This is a genomic window from Anabaena sp. EIM26 (assembly GCF_057568715.1).
The window spans coordinates 4431722-4456363 of the sequence record NZ_CM172472.1 but is presented as its reverse complement, the minus strand read 5'-3'; the positions used below and the strand labels follow the sequence as shown (position 1 = coordinate 4456363).

At 37.3% G+C, this 24642-nt stretch carries 18 protein-coding genes and 1 pseudogene; 11 read left to right on the top strand and 8 right to left on the bottom strand.

Translation table 11 applies throughout. From position 1 onward, the window contains the following. The first annotated feature begins 688 nt into the window (after window positions 1-688). Both AC012T_RS19220 and AC012T_RS19215 read left to right on the top strand, forming a co-directional pair. Window positions 689-1876 (top strand): glycosyltransferase family 4 protein, encoded by a 1188-nt coding sequence (locus AC012T_RS19220; RefSeq protein WP_487060335.1) that lies wholly within the window; start codon window positions 689-691, stop codon window positions 1874-1876. A gap of 174 nt (window positions 1877-2050) precedes the next feature. Further along, window positions 2051-3094: a cyanophycinase gene (locus tag AC012T_RS19215; protein WP_487060334.1), complete on the top strand. Its 1044-nt coding sequence runs from the start codon at window positions 2051-2053 to the stop codon at window positions 3092-3094. Window positions 3095-3786: 692 nt separating this feature from the next. On the opposite strand, the gene AC012T_RS19210 is transcribed toward AC012T_RS19215, so the two are convergent. Then, on the bottom strand, window positions 3787-4698 hold the full coding sequence (locus AC012T_RS19210; RefSeq protein WP_487060333.1) for a restriction endonuclease: 912 nt from the start codon (window positions 4696-4698) through the stop codon (window positions 3787-3789). 132 nt (window positions 4699-4830) lie between these two features. Between AC012T_RS19210 and AC012T_RS19205 the strand changes: the two genes are divergently transcribed. Beyond that, window positions 4831-5457: a hypothetical protein gene (locus tag AC012T_RS19205; RefSeq protein ID WP_487060332.1), complete on the top strand. Its 627-nt coding sequence runs from the start codon at window positions 4831-4833 to the stop codon at window positions 5455-5457. Between the two features lie 76 nt (window positions 5458-5533). On the opposite strand, the pseudogene AC012T_RS19200 reads toward AC012T_RS19205, so the two are convergent. From AC012T_RS19200 to AC012T_RS19175, 6 genes and pseudogenes are all read right to left on the bottom strand, one after another. Beyond that, window positions 5534-6194, bottom strand: a pseudogene (locus AC012T_RS19200) (type II restriction-modification system restriction endonuclease). A gap of 18 nt (window positions 6195-6212) precedes the next feature. Next, a complete protein-coding gene (locus tag AC012T_RS19195) occupies window positions 6213-6770 on the bottom strand; it encodes a DNA cytosine methyltransferase (protein WP_487060331.1) in 558 nt (185 codons plus the stop codon). A gap of 53 nt (window positions 6771-6823) precedes the next feature. Further along, a complete protein-coding gene (locus tag AC012T_RS19190; RefSeq protein WP_487060330.1) occupies window positions 6824-7384 on the bottom strand; it encodes a DNA cytosine methyltransferase in 561 nt (186 codons plus the stop codon). 159 nt (window positions 7385-7543) lie between these two features. Beyond that, window positions 7544-9337, bottom strand: a complete 1794-nt coding sequence (gene aspS / locus AC012T_RS19185; protein ID WP_487060329.1) for an aspartate--tRNA ligase — start codon at window positions 9335-9337, stop codon at window positions 7544-7546. A 236-nt stretch (window positions 9338-9573) separates the two neighbouring features. Beyond that, the gene (gene miaB, locus AC012T_RS19180) at window positions 9574-10938 is read right to left on the bottom strand and encodes a tRNA (N6-isopentenyl adenosine(37)-C2)-methylthiotransferase MiaB (protein ID WP_487060328.1); all 1365 of its coding nucleotides are present in this window, start codon (window positions 10936-10938) and stop codon (window positions 9574-9576) included. A gap of 442 nt (window positions 10939-11380) precedes the next feature. Next, a complete protein-coding gene (locus AC012T_RS19175) occupies window positions 11381-13759 on the bottom strand; it encodes a tetratricopeptide repeat protein (protein WP_487060327.1) in 2379 nt (792 codons plus the stop codon). A 467-nt stretch (window positions 13760-14226) separates the two neighbouring features. On the opposite strand from AC012T_RS19175, the gene AC012T_RS19170 reads away from it, so the two are divergent. Both AC012T_RS19170 and AC012T_RS19165 read left to right on the top strand, forming a co-directional pair. After that, window positions 14227-15228: an endonuclease NucS domain-containing protein gene (locus tag AC012T_RS19170; RefSeq protein ID WP_487060326.1), complete on the top strand. Its 1002-nt coding sequence runs from the start codon at window positions 14227-14229 to the stop codon at window positions 15226-15228. Between the two features lie 66 nt (window positions 15229-15294). Beyond that, entirely contained in the window at window positions 15295-17325 is a 2031-nt protein-coding gene (locus tag AC012T_RS19165) for an FAD-dependent oxidoreductase (protein ID WP_487060325.1), read from the top strand. Between the two features lie 198 nt (window positions 17326-17523). On the opposite strand, the gene AC012T_RS19160 is transcribed toward AC012T_RS19165, so the two are convergent. Beyond that, a complete protein-coding gene (locus tag AC012T_RS19160) occupies window positions 17524-19017 on the bottom strand; it encodes an energy transducer TonB (RefSeq protein ID WP_487060324.1) in 1494 nt (497 codons plus the stop codon). A 301-nt stretch (window positions 19018-19318) separates the two neighbouring features. Here AC012T_RS19160 and AC012T_RS19155 point away from each other — a divergent pair, with 301 nt between their 5' ends. The 6 genes from AC012T_RS19155 to AC012T_RS19130 all read left to right on the top strand — a co-directional run bounded on the left by AC012T_RS19155 (window position 19319) and on the right by AC012T_RS19130 (window position 24628). Further along, a complete protein-coding gene (locus tag AC012T_RS19155; protein WP_487060323.1) occupies window positions 19319-19972 on the top strand; it encodes a MotA/TolQ/ExbB proton channel family protein in 654 nt (217 codons plus the stop codon). After that, window positions 19956-20354 carry an ExbD/TolR family protein gene (locus tag AC012T_RS19150; protein ID WP_487060322.1) on the top strand — a complete coding sequence of 133 codons (399 nt, stop codon included), beginning with the start codon at window positions 19956-19958 and terminating at the stop codon, window positions 20352-20354. The genes AC012T_RS19155 and AC012T_RS19150 overlap by 17 nt, the downstream gene beginning before the upstream one ends. A 182-nt stretch (window positions 20355-20536) precedes the next feature. After that, window positions 20537-21532 (top strand): FecCD family ABC transporter permease, encoded by a 996-nt coding sequence (locus tag AC012T_RS19145; protein WP_487066664.1) that lies wholly within the window; start codon window positions 20537-20539, stop codon window positions 21530-21532. Continuing rightward, window positions 21529-22569 carry a FecCD family ABC transporter permease gene (locus tag AC012T_RS19140; protein ID WP_487060321.1) on the top strand — a complete coding sequence of 347 codons (1041 nt, stop codon included), beginning with the start codon at window positions 21529-21531 and terminating at the stop codon, window positions 22567-22569. The genes AC012T_RS19145 and AC012T_RS19140 overlap by 4 nt, the downstream gene beginning before the upstream one ends. Before the next feature lie 85 nt (window positions 22570-22654). Continuing rightward, window positions 22655-23443 (top strand): ABC transporter ATP-binding protein, encoded by a 789-nt coding sequence (locus AC012T_RS19135; protein ID WP_487060320.1) that lies wholly within the window; start codon window positions 22655-22657, stop codon window positions 23441-23443. Between the two features lie 198 nt (window positions 23444-23641). After that, window positions 23642-24628 (top strand): helix-turn-helix transcriptional regulator, encoded by a 987-nt coding sequence (locus AC012T_RS19130; protein ID WP_487060319.1) that lies wholly within the window; start codon window positions 23642-23644, stop codon window positions 24626-24628. The last annotated feature ends 14 nt before the right edge of the window (window positions 24629-24642 follow it).

The following is a 24642-nucleotide window of genomic DNA, read 5'->3' as shown; positions in this document are numbered from 1 at the left end:
TTGCTTCAAGTCGGGAAACCCGCCCAACGCACTGGCTTCCAAGCGTTAACTTTCGGTCTGCCCGACCGTAGTTGCATGACTGCAAGTCCTGTTGAGGATGAAACTTTTTAGTTTCAAAATTCTGATTTGTCTAGCTCCTATAAATTTTTTACCTACTGCTAGGGAGAAACTAGAACAATGCAGTAGAACCGCATAGATGAGGCAGTGCGGTCTTGGGGTCTCCCCAAATAGAACAACTGCCGTTTAATTGTCAAGGTACAGATTACCGCTAGGCAGTTAGGTTTTTATACAGGTTGATTACCTTTCCTGTCGCAAGCAGTATAACATAAGTCGCTGGAAGCTAAAGCCTCTAATTGGCTTTCATCCCTGGCTTAAAAGACACCAAAACCTAAAATTTTTTTGGGTTTTTAGATTTAGATTCCAGGGTTTTCAGCCTAATTTCTTATAATTTAGTTTATCCTCTGGAAGTGAGCAGTGCGATTGCCTCCAGCACTACACGCCGCACAATCGCACTCTTTGGGTATTTTAAAATCTCAAATAGTTCCCTAAGTTTGACAACTCTGATAAGCTTTATGAAAAAAACTATTAAAAAATTAAAAAGCTTTAGTAATCATCCTAATTGTCAAACTTGTATTTTGAGACAAATATAGTTTTTTAAAGTTTTGTAAATCATCGGGGAGTTGCGTAAATGAAAATACTAGTACTGAGTTGGGAATTTCCGCCGAGGATAGTGGGAGGAATTGCCCGTCATGTAGCAGAATTATACCCAGAACTGGTGAAGCTAGGACATGACATTCACCTGATTACACCTGAATTTAATCAAGCATCACTGTATGAAATAATTGAGGGTATTCATGTTCATCGCGTACCAGTAGAACAAGGCAACGACTTTTTCCACTGGGTAGCCAATTTAAACGATAGTATGGGAGATCACGGTGGTAAATTGATCATAGAGGAAGGCGGATTTGATATTATCCATGCCCATGATTGGTTAGTTGGAGATGCAGCGATCGCACTCAAGCATACTTTTAAAATCCCACTAATTGCTACTATTCATGCTACAGAGTACGGTCGTTATAATGGTATTTATAATGACACGCAAATGTATATTAGTGGTAAAGAAAAGTTGTTAACTTACAACGCTTGGCGAATTATTGTGTGTACTGAATATATGCGTGGAGAAGTAGTGAGAACACTACAGAGTCCTGGAAATAAAATAGATGTTATTTATAATGGTATCCGCCCCGAAAAAAAACAACATCACAAAGATTTTCATGCTCAAGATTTTCGTCGCCAATTTGCTGCTGATCATGAAAAAATAGTTTATTACCTTGGACGGATGACCTATGAAAAAGGTGTACCTGTATTACTTAATGCGGCTCCTAAAGTACTTTGGCAAATGGGAGGATATGTTAAATTTGTGATTGTTGGTGGTGGTAATACTGACCATCTCAAGCGTCAAGCTGGGGATTTAGGAATTTGGGATAAATGCTATTTTACTGGTTTCCTATCTGACGAATACTTGGATAAATTCCAAACAATTGCAGATTGTGCAGTTTTTCCTAGTCTTTACGAACCCTTTGGGATTGTGGCTTTAGAAAGCTTTGCTTCTCGTGTACCAGTCGTAGTTTCAGATACGGGTGGTTTTCCTGAAGTAGTGCAACATACCAAAACAGGAATTGTGACTTGGGCAAACAATTCTGATTCTTTAGCTTGGGGAATTTTGGAAGTTTTAAAAAATCCAGGTTATCAACAATGGTTGGTGGATAATGCTTATCAAGATTTAGAACGACGTTTTCGATGGCCGAAATTAGCCAAACGCACAGAGGCAGTATATGAGAGAGTGGTAAGAGAGCGATCGCAAATAGATTGGTAATTGATTAGTCATTTAACACAAAGCAAAACTGAGGTTTTTGCAGAGTAGTAGCGAGAATTAAAAATTACTCTGGATTTTTGGCGTAAAAAAACATTACAAGTCCTGTACGCTGGGAATTTTACCCTTTCTGGTGAGAGAGTTAGCAATAATTGCTGTTTGCGCCAAAAAATTAGTATGACAAGAGCATTCCCCATAACAAAGCGTTTGAAGAATGCAAGAACTAAGTTGTTGAGGATGGTAAACCGCATCATAAACCAACTCACAGCAAACTTGAAACGTTTTTTTAGAAACATCTCCACCGATGTCCGTCCTCCCTCAGCGAAAACTGGTTATAAATTGCCCCTCTTAGCTGGCCCTGTGCATAATCTGGGTGGAGGTGGGGTTGATGTCGATGACGCTATTCAATGGATGATTAACAGTGTCAGAGGCGGTTCTAACTCAGACACCAAAGTAAACGTTTTAGTGATTCGCGCTGCTGGTGACGATGATTACAATCAGCTAATTTATCGGATGAGAGGGGTAAATTATGTAGAAACTTTAATCATTAGTAACAGGCAAGAAGCAAACAGAACTGATATTTTTGATAAAGTTAGAAATGCTGGTGTAATTTTCTTTGCTGGTGGTGATCAATGTGAATATATTCGCAACTGGAAAAACACAAAATTAGAAGTTGCAGTCAAATCAGTTTACGATAAAGGTGGTGCTATTGGTGGTACAAGTGCAGGTGCAATGATTCAAAGTGAATATATTTATGATTCTTGCGCTTGTGAAGACAGCATTGAAAGTAAAGAAGTACTTAATGATCCCTATCGAAATGTCACCTTTAGTTATAACTTTTTTCAATGGAAATATTTGCGGAAAACCATCATTGATACCCACTTTGATGAACGCAAAAGAATGGGTAGAATCATGGTATTCATTGCGCGTCAAATTCAAGATGGTGTATCTGCAAGTGCTTTAGGTATAGCAATTAGTGAAGAAACATCTTTACTAGTTGATAAATACGGAATTGCAAAAGTCATGGGTAAGGGTGCAGCATATTTTGTTTTGGGAGATCATTTACCAGAAGTCTGTCAACCTGGCAGTCCTCTCACTTTTTCTAACTACAAAATTTGGAGAGTTCCTAGAGGTGATACTTTTGATTTAAACAAAATTCCCACTAAAGGTTATTATCTCAGAAGTGTGAAAAGAGGAAGATTTGACTCAGATCCTTATTAATTGGGTAGAGTGCAAAATTTGGCGTAACCAAAAATCAAGCATTGGTAGAGCTTACTGAAAATTTTTTGGTAAAGAGTAGAGGTAAAGCGCATTGCTTAATGGTGTCAACTTAAGCTCAAATCCTGATGATATTTTGTTCCCAGTCTCCGACTGAGAATACTATTACAGAGGCTCTGCCTCTGTTTTCATAGAAGGCAGAGCCTTAGAGAACTCCACAAAAAGAAATGCCCAATGTCATTCTGAACGGAACGAAGTGTAGTGAAGAATCCTCCGAGATGCTAGAGCCTCCGGCACGCTAACGCGAACGTTTCGCTTTGCTACACTCAGCATGACAAAACAGGATCATTTATTTTGTGGCTTACTCTTATAGAATTCATTCCCATACAGAGTATGGGAACGAAAACAGGGCTATTTCATTCTAAAATTTGACCTTTTGTGAATTTACAAAAATGAGTCATTTTAGACTTCATAGATTCTGTCTCTCGATGTCTAAAAAGTGCCTAAATTCGTTACTTAAATCTAGAATGAAATAACCCTGGGAACGAAAAAGAGTGAAACTGATATTTTACAAGGCTTTCACGTTAAGTTGACAACAATGAGCTTTTGCTTTACCCCTACAAAATTCAGTAGGTGGAATTAGCAAGAATTCAGAATAATCTCGAATCTGAAAAAGTATAAATATTTTAGCGTAATTACTCATCTGTAAAGTAATCAGAATCTATTTTTTTAATCTCGTAAATAGAGACAGTTGAAACACCAACATGATTATCAATCATCAATTGGGCTAATTCCTGTCCATCTATTAACACAATTTTACTATCTATTATAGATACATATTCTCTAGCTTCTTGGGAAAATCTAGAAGTAGTTATAAAAACACCTTTTCTAGCCCTTTGTCCATGTAAAGCACCGACAAATTTTTGAATTTCTGGTCTACCAACAACAGTATTATCCCATCTTTTAGCCTGAATATAAACAATATCTAAACCTAATTTATCTTCTTTAATTATGCCATCAATTCCCCCATCTCCGCTTTTACCAATTGCTCTCCCCGCATCACGCCTTGAGCCACCATAACCCATTTTTACGAGTAAATCTACCACTAATCTTTCAAAAAAATCAGGTGAACAACTTTTAACACGATTAAGTAATTCTAACTCTAATTCCTTTCTAATTTTCTGATATCCAAATTCTATAGATTCTTGGGGTGTAGTTTCCGATATTTCTATAATTTCCGGTTCTAATTTATCATTATCTTTTTTTGTAGTTTTAAATTCTATAAACTCTGGAAATTGATTAAGAAACTTGAGATTAATTTCTGATGGATTTTGAATTAATATATCCTTACCTCTGTCAGTAATTTGAAAAAATCCTCTTTTAGGAGAGATAAATAAACCTGCTTTTTTTAAATAAGTTCTAGCCCAACCTACTCGATTATCAAAAACCGCTTGTTGTCCACTGGGTAATAAATCCTTTCTTTCATCATCACTTAAATTAAAAACATCAGCTAAAAATGTAATAGCATCTCTTAAAGAGTGTTCTTTACCGTCACTTGCATATTGCAATAAAGGAAGCATAATAGTTTGAAAATCAGGAATAGTCATTTTTCACAAATCAATGTATTAGTTTTTTATACCATCTTCTTGTTTTCTTTTAGATCATCTTTGCATACTTTGCAAAATAAATACTATATAATAAGATAAGAGATAAAAAATCATAACATAATTTATAACTTTATGAATAAACCACATCGTCCACCGATTCTCAAAACTGATGAAACATACACATTTCGCAAATATTTTGATTTAAGGTTTGCACCTGCGGATATTTTACAAGAATTAGGAGTTAAATTAACTAGAGATACAATTAATTTATCAATAAGCAATAATAAAATCACTCGATTATTTGATTTAAAAGAACGATTAAAAGAAGCAATTCAAAGAGTTAGTTTAACTAGCGAAGCTGCCAGAAGAGAAGTTTTAATTGCTCCGATTCTCTTAGAAGTTGCACATATTACTGAGTCTAAAATTAATATTGAATATCCCATTGAAATAAATCAATTTTTGCGGGGTGATTTAGATTATTACCTGCAATCTGAACATCAGGTTTTAGTTGTCGAAGCAAAACACGCAGATTTAACGCGAGGGTTTACTCAACTTGCAGTTGAATTAATTGCTTTAGATCAATGGGTTGAAGGAGATGAACCAATATTATATGGTGCAGTAACAACTGGAGATATTTGGCAATTTGGAAGTTTTCAACGGGAAAATAAACTAATAACTCAGGATTTAATGTTATATCGAGTTCCTACAGATTTAGAAATATTAATGCAAATTTTAGTAGGAATTCTTACCCATAATTAATAAATGTAACTTTCTAATTTATTCCTTTGTGGCTTCTCTAAATAAGCAAATAGTAAGATTGAATTTTTTGATGTTTTTACAGTAATAGATTTTCTATACCTGTCATTGTCCCTACTGTGGAAACTTGGATAACTCTACTATATTGTAATCGCCATTGCAAAGCATTGGAAATGGTCAGATAGCCTATTTCTGGAGGTGATTGCAAAATTTTTTGCGCTAGTGCTTCACGTCCAATTTCATCTAAAGGAAAATTACGTTCTTCTAAAAATGCTATCACATCATCCTTAATTACCATTACGGCGTAAAATTTCTCTGATACCGTAACTTGTTTGATAATCTCCAGTGCATTCTTTATCAACAAAAACAACATTCTGGAATTTTAAATTAGCATTACGAGAACTATGATCATCAATTTTTTCATATGCAAATATTAATAAATTATATCCTAAACCATAGACTTTTTGACTGGCATTTCTAAAAGGACAAGAAGACTGAGGCTGTTTAATTGATGTTACTTTTAAATCTACTTCTAAGCCAGGGAAATCAATTCCTAATGCAGCACTACCAAGTGTGTATTCATACCTTGTAGATAAATATTGATTAAAAGCAGATTCAACATAAGTTCCTACTGCTTTTCCATCTGTAACCCCATATAAATTATGGATTTGTGTTGCACTTAGTTCTAAACAAAAATTACGTGCTGCCGTTTTTAGACTTCCTATCGTTAATAATTCCATACTAATTATATTGTTTAATTAAATAGCCAAACTTAATTGTTGCCAAGAAGATTTTCTAAATTCAATATTGCTTTTACCAATTCTTTGACATACCCATTCTACACAAGCAGGAACAATTGCATTACCGAATAAAGCATATTGATCATAAATTCTCGCAACTCGACACCAATCATCAGGAAAACCCATCAATCTCGCATATTCAACATTAGTTAAACGCCGAAATTTATTACCTATTTGATAACGTTCATAGTGTCTTGAAGTCGAAGCAGTTAATGTTGATACAATTCCATTAATTCCGAAAATTGTATAACCTAATCTTGCTCCTCTATCTTGATTGTATAATAATTCCACACCATCACAATAACGATTTACAGGCTTACTTTTTTTAATTCGTTCTAAAGTATCAGATGTGAAATCAAATTGAGCATCTACTATCAAATCATCTTGCAAAATATCTTTTAATTTTTGTCTAGGTTTGATATCTGGTAAGGTAGAAAGATTGAAGGTTAACATTTTATTTTTATAAGTAATTCCCCAATTATAATTCTTGCCTTTATTAGAATCTATAGGCATCATATTTTTTTCTATTAATATTTCCATATTTTCTAAATCAATTAAATCGGGTTGAGTTAAAAAATTGATTTTTTTTCTAAAACTTCAGATGTTATATCTGTTGAATTAAGCTTAGTCCCAAAAATAAAAATTCTGTCTCTGTTTTGAGGTATACCAAAACTGATGGGGCTAATAATTCTCCATTCTATAAAATAATCTAATTCAGATAGAGCATTTAAAATAACTCGGAAATGATAGCCATTTTCCATCGTTAAAAGTCTTTTGACATTTTCTAAGAAAAAATATTTAGGTTGTTTTTCATTTATAATTTCTACAATGCGTTCAAATAAAGAGCCTCTAACACTATCTCTCACACCTAGTTTTTTACCAGCAGGGCTAAATGGTTGACAAGGGAAGCCAGCAGTTAAAATATCATGATTGGGTATACATGATATCGGAATTTTGTTGATATCTCCTAAAACTATGGAATCTTTACCAAAATTACTTTCATAAACTTGACAACTCAGTTGATTGATATCATTAGCCCATACAGTTTCAATATTAGCATTTGTTAACCCTAAGCGAAAACCACCAATACCAGCAAATAATTCTACAGCTTTAAAATTGTTTGTTTTCATTTACAGTGTAACTAATTAAGAATAACTTATTATAATTTTATACCATATTCTTGCGCTCTTCTCCGCGCCTCTGCGTCTCTGCGTGAAAAAATCATATTTTAACTAAAAATAAACCCCCTACTAAAACTTAGTAGAGGGACTAATATCAAATTAAATCACTTAAGCTTTTGGTTTAAAAGTCGAAGCAACGTGCAACTCTTTCAACTGTTTTGCGTCCACACTTGAAGGAGCATCTGTTAACAAACAACGAGCTTGTTGTGTCTTGGGAAAAGCAATAACATCACGAATTGATTCTTCTCCAGCTAACAACATCACCAAACGATCTACACCGTAAGCAATACCACCATGAGGAGGTGTACCATATTCAAAAGCTTCTAACAAAAAGCCAAATTTACTTTGTGCTTCTTCTGGTGATAAACCAATAGCTTCAAACACCTGTTCTTGAATTTCTCGCTGATAAATCCGCAGGCTACCACCACCGATTTCAAAACCATTAAACACCAAATCATAAGCTTGTGCGCGGGCTGTTTTTAAGTCGCTGATATCATCGGGATGAGGTGCGGTAAATGGGTGATGTAATGCTTCCAGACGTTTTTCGTCTGCATTCCATTCAAACATCGGAAATTCGGTAATCCAGAGTAAGTTAATTTTATCTTCTGGAATTAACTTAAATTCTCTAGCGATAAATTGGCGAATTCTGTCTAAAGTTTTATTGACAGTGACCGTATCAGCAGCGGCAAATAATAACAAATGACCGGCTTTTGCACCTGTGCGGGTGAGAATTTCTTGCTTTTGTTCTGGTGTCAAGTTATCTTTAATCGCACCAATGGTATCAATTTCGCCATTTTCTCGAACGCGAATATAAGCTAATCCTTTTGCCCCTGCTTCTGCGGCTTCTTTGAAGATGTCTCCACTTTTACCTGGTTTAATACGAACATTAGAAATTGCATCGTTACCGTTAGGAATAGGCAGAATTTTGACTATACCACCGTTAGCGATCGCTTCTCGAAATACTTTGAAGCCAGAATCTTTTAAAACGTCGGAAACATCAACTAATTCTAAATCGTAGCGTGTATCTGGTTTATCACTTCCATAACGTTTCATGGCTTCCGCGTAGGGAAGACGAGGAAAAGGACGAGGTAAATCAATTCCTTTAACGGTTTTGAAAATATGACAAACTAATTTTTCGTTAAGTTCAATAATTTCATTTTCAGACATGAAACTCATTTCCATGTCTAATTGTGTAAATTCTGGTTGTCTGTCTGCGCGTAAATCTTCATCCCGGAAACATCGCGCAATTTGATAATATCTGTCCATTCCAGATACCATCAATAATTGTTTGAATAGTTGCGGTGATTGAGGTAAAGCAAACCATTCACCTTCATTAACTCGACTGGGTAAGATGTAATCTCTCGCACCTTCAGGAGTCGAACGGGTGAGAATTGGGGTTTCGACTTCGATAAAACCTTCTAAATCTTCCAAGTAGCGACGCATAGATTTAACGACTTGATGACGCAGTTGCATATTTTGCGCCATACGTTCCCGTCGTAAGTCTAAATAACGATATTTTAACCGCAAGTCTTCCCGCACGTTTTCGGTATCAGCGATGGAAACTTGGAATGGTAATTGTTTGCGGACGGCGTTGAGTAGTTCTATTTTATCAGCATAGATTTCTACTTCGCCTGTGGGGATGCGGGGGTTGAGTGATTCGTCTGGACGTTGGGTTACTCTACCAGTAATGGCGACAACGTATTCATTTCGTAGCGCGTTAGCCTGTTCGTAGGAGTCTGGGGTGCGTTGGGGGTCGCTAACGATTTGGACAATTCCAGTGCGATCGCGCAAATCTAAGAATATCACACCACCGTGATCGCGGCGACGGTCTACCCATCCGTAAAAAGTAACAGTTTCTCCAATATCCTCTTTTCGGAGTTCGCCGCAATAGTGAGTTCTCATAGTAATTTAGTTCTTTTTTCCGGGCTAGATGGGTGAATAAATAGTCAAAGCTTTCCCATTATCCAGCATCAACACTAATTGTAGTCATTTTGGGGTAAGAAAAATCATCTTTTTAGGAGTCAGGAGTCAGGAGTCGGGAGTCAGGAGGTAGAAAGAAGAAGAAGAAAGATAAATATTCGTTCCTATCTTTCTCATCTTCCCAATTACCAATTACCCATTACCAATTACCCATTACCTCATACAGTAACTGCTTCCCGCACTGCTATTGGTTCTCCAGTTAGGCTAAAAGGACGGACTTCGGTAATTTTCACTTGTACTAATTTTCCTTGAAGTTCGTTGATATCACCGTTGAAGAACGTTAAACGATTTCCGCGTGTGCGTCCCATTACTTGGGTTTTGTCCTTGGTGTTTTGGGTTTCGACTAAGATTTCTTCGATTCTGCCAAAATAACGCTGCGATCGCTCTGCTGCTTTGACATTAACTAAATGATTGAGTCTTTGCAAGCGATCGCTCTTCACTTCTTCACTCAGTTGATTATCCCACAAAGCCGCAGGTGTACCTGGACGGGGTGAATAAGCAGCAGTATTCAACAAATCAAAACCAATATCATCCACCAATTTCATCGTATTTTCAAACTGCGCTTCCGTTTCCCCCGGAAAACCCACAATTGCATCGCCACTAATTGACGCATCTGGCATATAACGGCGAATGGTATCAATAATCCGTCGATATTTTTCGTGAGTATAACCCCGTGACATCGCTTTCAAAAGCTCATTATCCCCAGACTGAAAGGGAATATGGAAATGTTCGCATACCTTCGGTAATTCCGCGCAAGCCTTAATTAGTCGTTCTGTAAAATAACGGGGGTGACTAGTAGCAAAACGTAACCTTTCCACCCCTGGCACATCATGTACATAATAAAGTAGATCTGTCAAGGTGTGCAGGTGACGGCCTTCGGGAGTTGCTCCTGGTAAATCTCTCCCGTAAGCATCAATATTTTGACCCAGAAGAGTAATTTCTTTATAACCTTGTTTCCCTAACTCTTCCATTTCTGCGCGAATAGCTGCTGGTGTCCGAGATTGTTCCACACCGCGCACGTTGGGAACTACACAATAAGTACAACGCTCATTACAACCATAAATTATATTTACCCAAGCTGTCACTTCACTATCTCGGCGTGGTTGGGTGATATCTTCAATAATATGCACCGCTTCTGTAGCCACAACTTGATTACCATCAAAAACCGACTCTAGCAAATCTTTCAGCCGATTAGCATGTTGCGGCCCCATCACCAAATCCAATTCTGGCACACGTCGCAATAATGCCTCACCTTCTTGTTGGGCAACACAACCAGCAACAATCAAAGTTAAATCAGGCTCTTCGTGCTTGCGTTTTGCTTGCCTACCTAAATAAGAATAAACCTTCTGCTCGGCATTATCCCGAATCGTACAAGTATTATAAAGAATCACATTGGCATCATTAGGATCTTCTGACCATTCAAAGCCCATGTCTTCTAGTATGCCAGCCATGCGCTCTGAATCGGCTTTATTCATTTGGCAACCGAAGGTAGTAATGTGGTAGCGACGGGTTGAAGTGGTCATTGGGAATTACGCTTAATCAGTATCATGTATTTTAAATCTATTTACCATTCTATCGAAAGCGATCGGCTTACAGCAGGGAACATCTTCCAAAACTGTGGTTTGTGGAAGTCTCCAGTAAGTCTACTTAAATTTTGGAGCAACTCATATATCATATAAATCTTCATTGGTCAATCAGTCTTTAGGTATATTTGTGCCTATTTCTTTAGATAGATGAGGTATAAGAGAAATAAGTTATATCTTCAGTTATGAGACATTGATAGGATTTCCTTGGGTGGAAACTACATAGTTGTTAAAGCTTTTCCTTGCATAATTACAGCTAACCTATAAACCAATTTCTCTGCCATATACCCCTCCCTTCAAAAGAGGCATTAGTGACTTCAAAATTATCCATCTACAGGTTCTAATTCTTATAGAAGCTATGGGTGGATTTTTTTTAACCGGATTAGCTATGAATTAATTTTTGGAAGCTTTGCTCATGCTTAATATCATCAAAATCTATATCGGTTGCAGCGTCTTCCTTATAACTAGGTTTAAGTTGAATTGCTGTTTGTAGATTTTCTATAGCTAACTCTACTTCTCTCTGTAGTGCATAACAAGCTGCTTTATTGTAATAAGCGCTAGGATAGTCTGATTTTATTTCTAGCGTTTTGTCAAAATCAGCGATCGCTTCGTCATCTCTTCCTAATCTTACCAGAGTGTAACCACGTTTATCTAAAATCTTAGGTGAATTAGGTTGAAATTGCAGCGCTTGATCAAAAGATGCAAGTGCATCTTCATAACGTTCTAACTCTACTAAAGACAAACCCCGATTTAACCAAGCGACACCATCATCTGGTTGAATTTGGGTAGCTTTATCAAAGCAGTTAAAGGCTTCTTTATGTTTTCCTAGATTCCCGCAAGCAACACCAATATCACACCAAGCTTGATGATAATCAGGTTTAATTTTGATAGCTTGATTATAGGAAGCAATAGCTTCTTTGTAGCGTTTTAGCCTATTCAAAATAATGCCACGTTTGAGCCAAATTTCTGCATCATCAGATTTAATATTTACTGCTTGCTCATAAATAGCCAAAGCATCTTCATAACGTTTTTCTGTAAACAGCATATCGGCTTCTTTGACATAATCATCAGCAGAAACTTCTGGTTGTGGTGGTTCTGATTTTGATATCGTTTCCAGTTTTGGTGTAGGTTTAACTTCCTTTAACTCTTCTAAAATAGCATCTTTGCGCTGTTGAGCATCTAATTTTAATTCTGAAAGTTGGTTAATAAATTCAGCTTCTAATTTTTCTAACTTCTTCAAAGTGAGATTGCGTTGTTTTTGAGCATCAGTTTTAATTTCTGAAAACTGAGAAGTAAATTCTCCACCGGATACTTCTAAAGTATCAATAATTTGCTGTTGACGAAGTTGAGCAGAATTCTGTAATTCTGCAAGCTGATTTACAAATTCGGATTCTAACTTTTGTAAATTTTCTAAAATTATCAATTTATTTTGTTGAACATCAGTTTGAATATCTGAGAATTGAGAAGTAAATTCTCTACCAGATGTTTCTAAATTTTCAATAATTTGCTGTTGACGAACTTGAGCAACATTTTGTAATTCTGCAAGCTGATTTACAAGTTCAGAATCTAACTTTTGTAAATTTTCCTGAATCAGAGCTTGCTGTTGTTGAACATCAGTGTGAATATCTGAAAACTGAGAAATAAATTCTCCACTAGATGTTGCTAAATTTTCAATAATTTGCTGTTGACGAACTTGAGCAGCATTCTGTAGTTCTGCAAGTTGGTGAGAGAATTCTAATTGTAAATTAACCAAAATATCAAAGACAGTATCTTTTTGGGTTAGAGCATCAGTTTGTAATTCTGCAATTTGTGATTTAAATAAATTATTTAATTTTTCTAAATGCTCTATAGTTATATCTTTTTTGTTTTTAGCATCTATCTGAAATTCAGATAATTCAGCCGTAAATTCTGACTGCAATTTTGATATATTTTCACAAGCATGATTTTTTTGCTGTAAAGCTTCTGACTCTAAGCCATGAAGTTGAGATATCAACTGAGAACGGGATTGCTCAATATCACCAGCAGCGATATCTTTTTGGTTTTCCAGTTCTAACTTCAGTCTAGTAAATTGAGCAACTAAATCAGCTTCTAATTTTTTAGCATTTTCAATTGCAATTTTCTGTTGTTGACTAGATAAATTTAATTGTTCTAATTGAATATTTAATTTAAATTCTAAATTGCTGATATTTTCTTGAGCAGATTCAACCTCACGTTCTAATGCTGTTAAAAATTCTTGTTTTGATTTTGGTAAATCCGATAATAAGATAGATAATTTATTCTCTTCACCTTGAATTTTTTGTTGAAGATTGTTAACTCCCTCTCCTAATTCATGGGTGAGATTTTGAGATATTTTAATCAGGTTTTCCGCATCTTGATTAACTGTAATTAATTGAGTTTGCAACTTCTCGATTCCTTGTACTTGTTGCATTGCTCGCTCAACAATTTCCCGAATTATAGCTTTACGCAACAACCATAATGTAGCAATTAAAACCACAGGAAACAAACTTAAGATTGTTAACCAGATATTGAGCAGGGTATTGGTGCGAGTGAAAGCACGTTCAAAGTCTGACTGTACTTGCTTTTGAAGTTTGGTTTCTGTTCGCAGTCTGGTTAATTCTTCCCGTTCCTGATTTGATAATACCTGAGCATGAGCAGATAGTTGGAGTTGTCCACTGAGAAAACCAGTAGATATCAGCAAGGGTGATAATAAAATGGCGCTTTTTAAAGCCAGAGTTGAGATTACGGGGTTTTTGCTCTTCATGACAACCTTCCCTATCCGTTGGTTAGTTTTTGCAGCTGTCTGCCTATATGCCATCTATGATAGATGATGGGTGTGGGGTTGCTAGATTTCAGAGCGGTTGTTTGATTTTAGCAGATTAGTGGAGAGATATTCGCTACTTTAGGACGGAAGTATGTAAAAATCAACCAGAGAACATCTAGAAGCTAGAGGTTAAAAAATTGGAACAGTCATAGAATTTCTAGAGATAGCTTTAAAGGAAGCAGCTTTATTAGAAATTAAATTAGCAATTAGTCGCGAAAGTAAGATTGCGAGTAAGCGATTACTTTTTTGATTTATTGATAACTTAATATATTTTAGTTATAAACACACAAACTTTAACTTATGTAGGTTGGGTTGCGCTGTCGCTTAATTCAATCTACGTGATAAAATAAGCACAATTGGTAATTTTTTAGTATGAAATATATATATTAATTATTGATAACACCACCATGAAAAACAAAGTAGCATTGCAAAAAACTGATCAAGGTTGGAAATTTATTGATGAGTCTGAATTAGAAACTTTTGTTTGGGAGAATTTAGAAGAAATATTTGAATTAAAGCCTTTATCACGTCAATTATCTATAAAAGGAGAGATTTGTGATATTATAGGAATTAGTAAAAATAACCAACTAGCAATTATTGAATTAAAGAACACAGAAGATCGTTATATTATCAATCAAATCACACGCTATTATGATAATTTAACAGAAGAACAACCTTTTAAACAGGAAGCTGATTATGAGCAAGAAATTAGGTTGTTGGCAATCTGTCCTAATTTTCATCGTCATAATTTAATTGATAAAAAATATAGTAATTTAAAATTTGATTTATTTAATTTTTCCATTGTCTACCAAAATGAAGAATTTTATTTTTCTGTATATCAAATTCATAATCAGTCAAGACCAAAACTGATAAAAATCAACTTTCAAGAAGTTAATCTAGAAAATAAACAAAATTATAATATTCCCGAAGCACCAAGATTATTATTAGATTGGTTAGGTGCATTAACAACTACAGAGTTAGAAAACATAACACAAATTAGACAGCAAATATTGAGCTTCGATCACAGAATAGAAGAAATTGTAGTTAATAAAAGTGTTGTTTATGCAAGTAAGTATGGCAAGGATAAGCTAAGACAATGCGCCGAATTTTCTTTTGATAGGAAATCAAAGAAGATCGTATTATTTTTATGGCTAATTATTCCCAACCGTAAAAACAATACTATTGCAAGAATGCAAATTGATACAATCGACGAATATCTAACATATTGGCGATATGCTCCTGTGAAATCAGGAACTATATTGTGGGACAAATTCTTTAACAAACAGTTTTATATAGTAACAAAATATTCAGATATAATAGTCAAATTTTGGGGTAAAGAATATAATATTGATCAAACTAAAAATATTGTTGAAAAAGCATTAAAAACATGGCTTGAAAGAATTCATTAACATGAAAGAACCTTTCCTCCACAACTACCGTCTACAATTTGACGTAGTGTACAGAATGTATAAACCATGAAAAACAGACACAAAATGGCTTGTCACCAAAAATCTCTCATCAGTCTCAGCTTAATTACTACCTTTCTCGCACCCTATTCCGTTGCTGCTACCACTCCACGCACCCCAGATAAAACCGTCAACTGTGAAATTCTTGTTGTTGGTGGTGGACTATCAGGAGTTGCTACAGCTTATGAAAGTTTACTCGCAGGACGGACAGTTTGTTTAACGGAAATAACCGACTGGTTAGGTGGACAAATTTCTTCTCAAGGTACATCTGCGTTAGATGAAAGACCAACCCAACGAGCTAAACAATTCTATTCTCGTGGATATTTGGAATTAAGAAACCGTATTCAACGTAAATATGGCAAACTAAATCCTGGTGATTGTTGGGTAAGCGACTCCTGCTTTCTTCCCCGTGATGCTCACAACATCATGACACAAATGCTCAAAGAGGCTGAAAAACGAGGTAAAGGAAAGTTGCAATGGTTCCCCAATACAGTAATTAAAGATTTAGCAATTAGTGAAGATGGTAAAATCATTGATAGTGCGATCGCAATTCAACATCAACCAGCAACAAACGCACCACCCCTAAACACCGCTACATTATCTCAAACCATTGAAGATGCTTATCGCTACGAAAACTCTCCACAATTAAGCAAAACTTTAATTCGCTTTCTCCCCAAACAAACTAAAAACAATACTTCCAAATGGTACGTTGTAGACACCAGCGAAACCGGGGAAATTATCGCTTTAGCCGATGTTCCCTATAGACTCGGAATTGATGCGCGTTCCTATCTAGAACCTTCATCTTCTAGTAGCAGTAACGATCCCTATTGTACCCAAGGTTTTACTTATACCTTTGCAATGGAGTCTACCAAAGACCCGCAAAATCAAGTAATGCCCCCATTTTATCCCCAATATGCGCCATATTTTAGTTACGAATTAGCGCGACTGGCAAATTTTGATTTAGTATTTACCTACAGACGGATTTGGAGTCCGCAAAAAGGACAACCAACTACATTCAATGGAGTTAAGTTTACCGCACCCACACCAGGAGACATCTCCATGCAAAACTGGACTTGGGGGAATGACTACCGTCCAGGGACTGCTAATGATAATCTCATTTATACTCGTCAACAATTACAAACTTCTGGACAGTTAAACCCTGAAGGTTGGAAAGGTGGACTAAGAACCGAAACACTCCGCAAAGGTGAAGAAAATGCTCTTGCTTATTATTACTGGTTAGTCGCGGGAAATACTGACTCCCAACTCGGTGCTGGTGTCAAGCAACCCCAACCAAATAACCGTTTGTTAACCGGGTTAAATTCTCCAATGGGGACTGCACACGGTTTATCAAAATACCCATATATGCGGGAAGGAAGACGCATTATCGGCCGTCCTAGTTGGGGACAACCGGAAGGTTTTGGAATTTGGGAAATTGATATTTCTCGCCGTAATTATAATGATGAATATTACCGCAAAAACTTGCCAGCGGATATATATCGTCGGTTAAAAGCGACACTTGCCGGTTTAGAAGCAACATCTGTGATTAGGGGTGAAGTTAGTCCAGATAAAGCTATGAAACGCAGTCGTTCGACTATTTTCCCGGATGCTGTGGGTATCGGTCATTACGCCATAGATTTTCATCCTTGCATGACAAAAACCCCCGCTGAAGCACCTGGTAATACTGAACGTGCGGGAGAAAGACGGGGTGCTGGCCAAGCATATCCTTTCCAAATTGCCCTCAGAGCCATGATTCCCCAAAAAATTGATAATTTATTGGTAGGGGGTAAAAGTATTGCTACCAGCCATATAGCTGCTGCTGCCTATCGGGTTCATTCCTTTGAATGGTCTTCTGGTGCGGCTGCGGGAACTGTGGCCAGTTTTGCAATCAAACAAAATATTGCACCCTATCAATTAGTTGATGATTTACCTAAACAAGAACCGCAGTTACAAGTTTTAAAACGGCTGTTGGAACAAAATGGTAATCCTACAGCTTTTCCTGATACCTCCATTTTTAACCAAAATTGGGAAGATTGGCGGTAGGTTCAACATCCTCCACAAGAACCCCACCCCCAACCCCCTCATCGCTTGCGGGGAGGGGGCTATGATGTATTTCATTCAAGTGCATACCGCTATATGACTTTCAGGGCTTACGCAAAATGTGACCGAAAACCTGATTCTTCCGTAGCGGTAATTCATGAATTACCGCTACTTTCGTTGTGTTGTGCGTAAGTTCTAACTTTATTGTGATGGTTGTTGATTTTGCTCTGACGATGCTGGTTGTTGCAAGCGTTGCCGCCAGCTGCTAGGTTTAGGGGTACTTTGACTATTGTTAGTGGCTGAGGAAGCTGGAGTTATGTCTCGTCTTCGTCTTCTTTTGGTTGTTTGTCCTGAAGATGAAGAAGCATTAGTTACTGCTGGATTTCTTCTTCTTCTGAGAGCTTCTCCTAAACGCTGACCTCTAGTTGCTGATGAAGTGGAAGTAGATTCTGTTGATGCTGCTGTGTTTCTGCTGCGGCGAATTCTTCTGGTGATTGGGTTCGGTTCTCTAGGAATATTTTCATTAATAGATGTTACCAATCTTCGGCTGCGTCTTGGTGTTTCACTTGCAGAGTTACTTGCGTTGTTTGTAGATGCAGCGTTTCTTTGTTCTGATTCTCTTTGTTTCTTGCGTTCTTGCAGTTGGCGATATCGTTGGGAACCTGCGATCGCATATTCAGTCCCAATACTAACACCTTGTCTCCCTTCTGAACTAGGTTTGAGTTTCCACTTTTGCGCTCGTTCTAAATGTTCTGCATCTAATTTCTCGTTACCACTGGATCTCAACAACCGCACTTTAGTAACATTACCCTGATTATCCGTATCAACAGCTACTTCAACTCTGCCTTCTACTCCTCTTCTCCTCGCCCAATCTGGATAATTTGTATTACACTCCCGACAAGCAGCACGGCCATTACCGCTACCAGAGTTAGTACCTAATTTGGGAGATGTAGGTGCAGTGGCAACTTTTGAACTATGGCTGTTGTTACCACTATCACTATCACTACCGCTTCTACTACTGCCGCTGTTGTTACCACTACCGTTACCACTACCAGGAATCCCTATTGAGTTTGATGTTACGCCACCATTCCCACCCGCAGTCGCTTGAGAGGGTTGTGAAACTTCTTGATTTGCCCTTCCATCTCTGATTCCTGCTAACAATTTACTGAGATTAGAACTGGATTGTGAAGATGGTTGAACGGCAGTTGTTTCAGTAGATAAAGGTTTAATAGCGGTATCTTTTGACCGAGAAACTTCTTGAGGCTGGGTATCTGCTGTTTTTGGTGATACAGTTTCCTTTGCGATCGCAGGTAAAGGTTTGAGAGGTTCGATTTTCGGAGCAGGAATCACAGCAGGTTGAGGCGAAACTACTGTGTTCTTTTGTGGTTGCGGAACAAATACGGTTGGAGAAGTATTAGAAATTGAACTTGTGAAAATCCTGGAATTATCAATAACTTTAGGTTTTATTTCCTTTTCTGGTTCTTCTATTGGTTTTATTTCTTCTTCTGGTGGAGTCTCAACAAAAGTGATTTCTAGAGGCTCTTCTTCCGGGACTTTTGTGAGTAGACTACCAATACCAGAAGCCAGCAACCCAATATGTATAGCCAAAGAGCCAATCAAGCTATAAGTCAAAAAGGTTGTTAGAGTCTTTAATTCTTTTTCTCGCTGCTCTAGGGCTGTGCTGGAAAAACTCATAGTTCTTTGCTACCTATTTTATTGCTACCTATTTTCAGTAACCTTGGCAGATTAGCAGAAATTTGCTGCAAATGTCAATCAATAAATTTGAGCTTTTTATAGTTGCGGATTTTAGCCTAAATCTCTCATCAACAAAAGATTACAGCGATTTCAACCCCTACTTGGGCTGTATTTTTACCCTTTAGATGTAGCAAAAGATTGACATATATTTTCATTTGCTCTAATTTAAGTTGAGAACTTATATCAGCTATCTCCGCTGAAAATAGTCAGAAAATTTTATTGAAAGGCTTGCAAATCGGACATGGATATTAAAAATCTGTTTATCGCAGGTGGTGTGGTAATGTGGCCGCTGCTACTGTCTTCTGTGTTGGCAGTAGGGTTAATTATCGAACGGATCAAATTTTGGGTAAATATTAGTAGTCGCCAGCAACGGGTAGTCAGAAATGTATTGAATTTCTATCGTCAGGATAATGTGGTCAGTACAATTGATACACTGCAAAAGAATGCAGATTTACCAATTGCACGGATTTTTTTAACGGCTTTAGAATTAGAAGAACCAAATCCAGAAGAATTTCGCTTGGCGTTGGAGAGTGAAGCCCAAGCTGAGATACCTTTGTTTAAACGGTTCAATACAATTTTTGATACTATTATTGCCCTTGCGCCCCTGTTAGGATTACTGGGAACTGTGTTGGGGTTAATTGGTTCTTTTGCATCTCTCAATATTGGTGATGTTGGCGGAACAAAAGCGGCTGGGGTAACTAGCGGTATTAGTGAGGCGTTGGTTTCTACAGCTACTGGATTAATTGTGGCAATTTTTACCCTTGTTTTTGCTAATACCTTTCGGGGATTTTATCAACGACAAATTGCTTTGATTCAAGAATATGGTGGTCATTTAGAACTGCTATACCGTCGTCGCTACGAAAGAGGAGAAAAAACCTATGCGTCTACAAGATGAGCCGGAAATACCAGCACAGATTAACATTGTGCCGATGATTGATGTTATCTTTGCAATTTTGACATTTTTTATCATGTCAACGTTGTATTTAACTCGTTCTGAGGGTTTACCAGTTAATTTACCTCAAGCCGCTACGGGAAAAACAGATCGTCCTGCACAGGTGACACTAACAATCAATAATACTGGCAAGATTTTTCTGAATAAAGAAGCAGTTAGTTTAGAGCAATTAGCAGCTGAGGTAAGAGAAAAAGTAGAACCTTCACAGCCATTGATGGTAATACTCAATGCAGATGCATCTGTTCAGCACGGTCAAGTAGTAGCGGTAATGGATAAAGTCCGACAGGTAGAAGGAGTGAAATTAGGTATAGCTACACGGAAATAATCTAGGAGTTCGTTCGGAGTTCGGAGTTCGGTGTTAGGAGTTCGGAGTCAGGAGTCAGGAGTCAGGAGTTCGGAGTTCGGAGTCAATAAGAAAGGATAAAAACAGAACAGTATAAAGTATGACAGCAGATTTTTTCGTTTTTAACGAGCAGATAACGCCACCAGTGGGAGGCTAATATTTTGATTAATTCGGCGGCTAAACCCGTATTCAGTTTGGTTGTTTGTGTGGTGCTGCTGCTAGTTTGTTTGGTATCTAGTGTCACGTTAGGAGCAGCAGAAATACCAATAGATCAGATTTTGACTTCCTTTGTTAGCTTTGATGGTTCATATCAACATCTAGTTATTCAAACAGTCAGATTACCGCGATCGCTCATTGCCATTTTAGTCGGTGCAGCCTTGGCAGTATCTGGGGCATTAATGCAAGGTTTAACACGCAACCCTTTAGCAGATCCAGGTATTTTGGGCATTGAAGCCGGTGCTGCACTTTCTGTAGTTGTCACAATTTTTGTGTTTGGTACTTCATCTGTTGCTACTTTGACAATTGCGGCCTTTTTGGGTGCGGGAATCACAGCAACTTTAGTCTACTTCCTGGGTTCACTGGGAAAGGGAGGCGCTACCCCACTCAATCTCACAGTAGCAGGTGCAGCACTGACAGCATTAATTTCTTCCCTCACCACTGCGATTTTAATCATCAGTCAACGCACATTAGAAGAAATTAGATTTTGGTTAGCTGGTTCATTAGCAGGTAGAGATACCCCTGTCATAGTTTCCGCACTACCGTTTGTCATCATCGGCTTAGTAATTGCCTTGGCTTTGGGTAGACAAATTACCACCATGAGTCTAGGTGACGATGTAGCCAAAGGTTTAGGTCAAAAAACAGCCTGGATAAAAATCCTTACCGCCATCAGCGTAGTTTTACTAGCAGGAAGTTCCGTAGCCCTTGCTGGCCCCATCGGTTTTATTGGTTTAGTCGTTCCTCATGTTGTCCGATTTTTCATTAAAACTGATTATCGCTGGATTTTGCCTTATTCCGCCGTTGTCGGGGCAACTTTACTGTTAGTAGCAGATATTACTGCCCGTATCATCCTCAAACCCCAGGAATTACCTGTAGGTGTAATGACTGCACTGGTGGGCGCTCCCTTTTTTGTCTATCTGGCTAAATCAAAGGTGAAGAAATGAAGGTTGATTGGTTGGTTATTCGTTCCTCAGCAATATCTTTTCGCCTAGACCGGCGTGTACCAGTAATGCTGTTATTTTTACTAGCAGTGATTGGGGTAGCGATGGTGATCAATGTGGGTAGAGGTGAATATCCTATCTCTCCCCTAGATATTATTAAAACTTTATTGGGTGTCGATACGGGAAATCCTGATCATCTGTTTGTCATTAATTCCCTGCGTCTACCCCGTACCGTTGTGGCTTTTATGGTGGGAGTGGCGCTGGCCATTTCTGGAACTATCTTCCAAGGTTTAACACGCAATCCCTTAGCTGACCCTGGTATTATTGGCATCAATTCTGGCGCAAGTTTAGCCGCAGTTACAGTTATTGTCTTATTTCCCTCTGCACCAATTTATATCTTGCCTTTATCAGCCTTTTGCGGGGCTTTGTTGATGGCTACTTTAATTTACTGGTTAGCTTGGAATAATGGCAGTTCGCCGATTTTATTAATTTTAATGGGTGTGGGTTTATCTGCGATCGCTAGTGCCTTCACCAGTTTAATGATTACCTTCGGTGACATTTACAGCGTTAGTGATGCTTTGGTGTGGTTAGCTGGTAGTGTTTACGGGCGCACCTGGGAACAGGTATTTTCATTTTTACCTTGGCTGATTATTTTTGTACCCATGTCTTTATTACTAGCAAGACATTTGAACGCCTTAAATTTAGGAGATGATATCGCTAGAAGTTTAGGAATTACCGTAGAAATTCAGCGTAGTTTATTGCTATTGGTAGCAGTAGCATTAGCTGGTGCATCAGTAGCCACTGCGGGAATGATCGGTTTTGTCGGTTTAATTGCACCCCATTTAGGCAGACAATTAGTAGGTACAAATCATCAAGGTTTAATCCCCACATCAGCACTGTTAGGGGGAATGATTGTTACTATTGCAGACTTGTTAGGAAGAACTTTATTTACACCTATTGAAATTCCTTGTGGAGTTGTCACTGCTGCTGTGGGCGCTCCTTATTTTTTGTATTTATTAATTAGTAATCGGAAAAAATAGGTGACTGAGGACTGGGTAATCAATTTTATGTTTCCTAACTACCATGTACCAATCCAAAATCTAAAATCTAAAATCTAAAATTGTTATGAAAGGTTTATCAACTAAAAGTTTAACTTTAGCTTATGATGGTACTACAATTATCCGTGATTTAAATTTAGCAATTCCTCACGGAAAAATTAGTGCTTTAGTTGGTGCTAATGGTTGTGGAAAATCTACATTATTAAGAGGCTTGGCAAGATTACTTAAACCGAGCGTTGGTAATGTATATCTGGATGGAGAATCTATTTTTCAGCTTTCCACAAAAGAAGTAGCTCAACAATTAGGAATTTTGCCTCAAAGCCCTGTAGCACCGGAAGGTTTAACAGTCAAAGATTTAGTAGCGCAAGGACGTTATCCCTATCAAAATTGGTTACAACAGTGGTCAAAACAAGATGAAAAAATTGTTAACCAAGCATTAGAAATTACCGATTTATTCAAATTATCAGAAAGATCATTAGATACTTTATCTGGTGGACAAAGACAAAGAGCTTGGATTGCCATGGCATTAGCTCAAGATACAGATATTTTACTATTAGATGAACCAACTACTTTTTTAGATTTGGCACATCAAATAGAAGTTTTAGATTTGTTGTATGAATTGAACCAGCATCAAAATAGAACTATTGTCATGGTATTACATGATTTAAATCAAGCTTGTCGTTATGCTGATTATTTAGTAGCAGTTAAAGAAGGCAGAATTTTTACTGCTGGAGAACCACAAGAAGTCATGACTGAGGAAATGGTAAAAGAGGTTTTTGGGTTAGATTGTCGTGTTGTTACTGACCCAGTTGTGGGAACACCAATGTGTGTACCAATAGGACGTAAAGGTAAATGATATACAGCAGAATTCAGGAGTCAGGAGTCAGGAGGAACAAAGAAGGAAGAAGAAAATTTCTCCCTCTGACTGTTAAGAGTTCCCTACTATATCAAACATTTTGTATCCTGAATCCTTACATAAACAGATTATTTCTGATGCACCATACCAATGTGCCAGTTGCATTCGATTGAGATAAGGCGTTTTTTAGGTTAGCACATGGCAAATATAATTTCACTCGCAGATTACCAAGAATTTTGGAGAGAACGCAATCAAAATACTAGACGAGCAGACCCGTCAGATCCATCTGATATTATTAATATATGTCCTCAACAATTTGGTAGTGGATATGAACGTTGGATTGAACTGCGGGACATTAGTTTATTAATTATTGATGCGGAATTTTATGATGATTTAATGATAGAGAAAAACTGTTCAGATAGTTTTATTGGTGGGTTTGAATTTGGATTTCATCTTTTAGGTACTTGGCATAATATTAATGCCGGAAAAAATTTTTTTCAATGTGGATATTTTCACCAGAATAAAACATCAGAATTATTGCGATCGCAGCGACTTTTAAAGGTAGATATCCATCCCCAATCCCCTAAATTACTCCATAGTTTGATTACAGATGACTTAAATACCATATCTCCAAAAATCCTCAAAATGCTCATTGATCCTGATCAAAATTCATCTTTTCAAATAGATTATACCACTCCAGAAATGCGAGTTGCCCTAGAACAAATTATCAATTGCCCCTTTATTGGCTTAACTAAAAAAATTTATTTAGAAAGTAAATGTTTAGAAATAATTGCCTTAAAGCTGGAACAATTAGCCACAAAAGAAAGTAATTATACAAAAGCCCCGACTTTAAAAAGAGATGATATTGATAGAATTCATTATGCCAAGAAAATCTTAACTGAAAATTTAGACAATCCCCCTTCTTTAATAGAACTAGCCAGACAAATAGGATTAAACGACTATAAACTCAAGCTAGGTTTTCGCCAAGTATTTGGTACAACTGCGTTTAGCTACTTACACCAACAACGCATGGAAAAAGCACGGCAATTATTTTTAGAAGGCCAAATGAATGTCAAAGAAGTAGCGCGTGCTGTTGGATATGCCAATCAAAGCCGTTTTGCCACAGCTTTCCGTAAGCAGTTTGGCACTAATCCCAAATCCTATGATTTATTACTAAAAGCTTGAAAATTAATCAATAT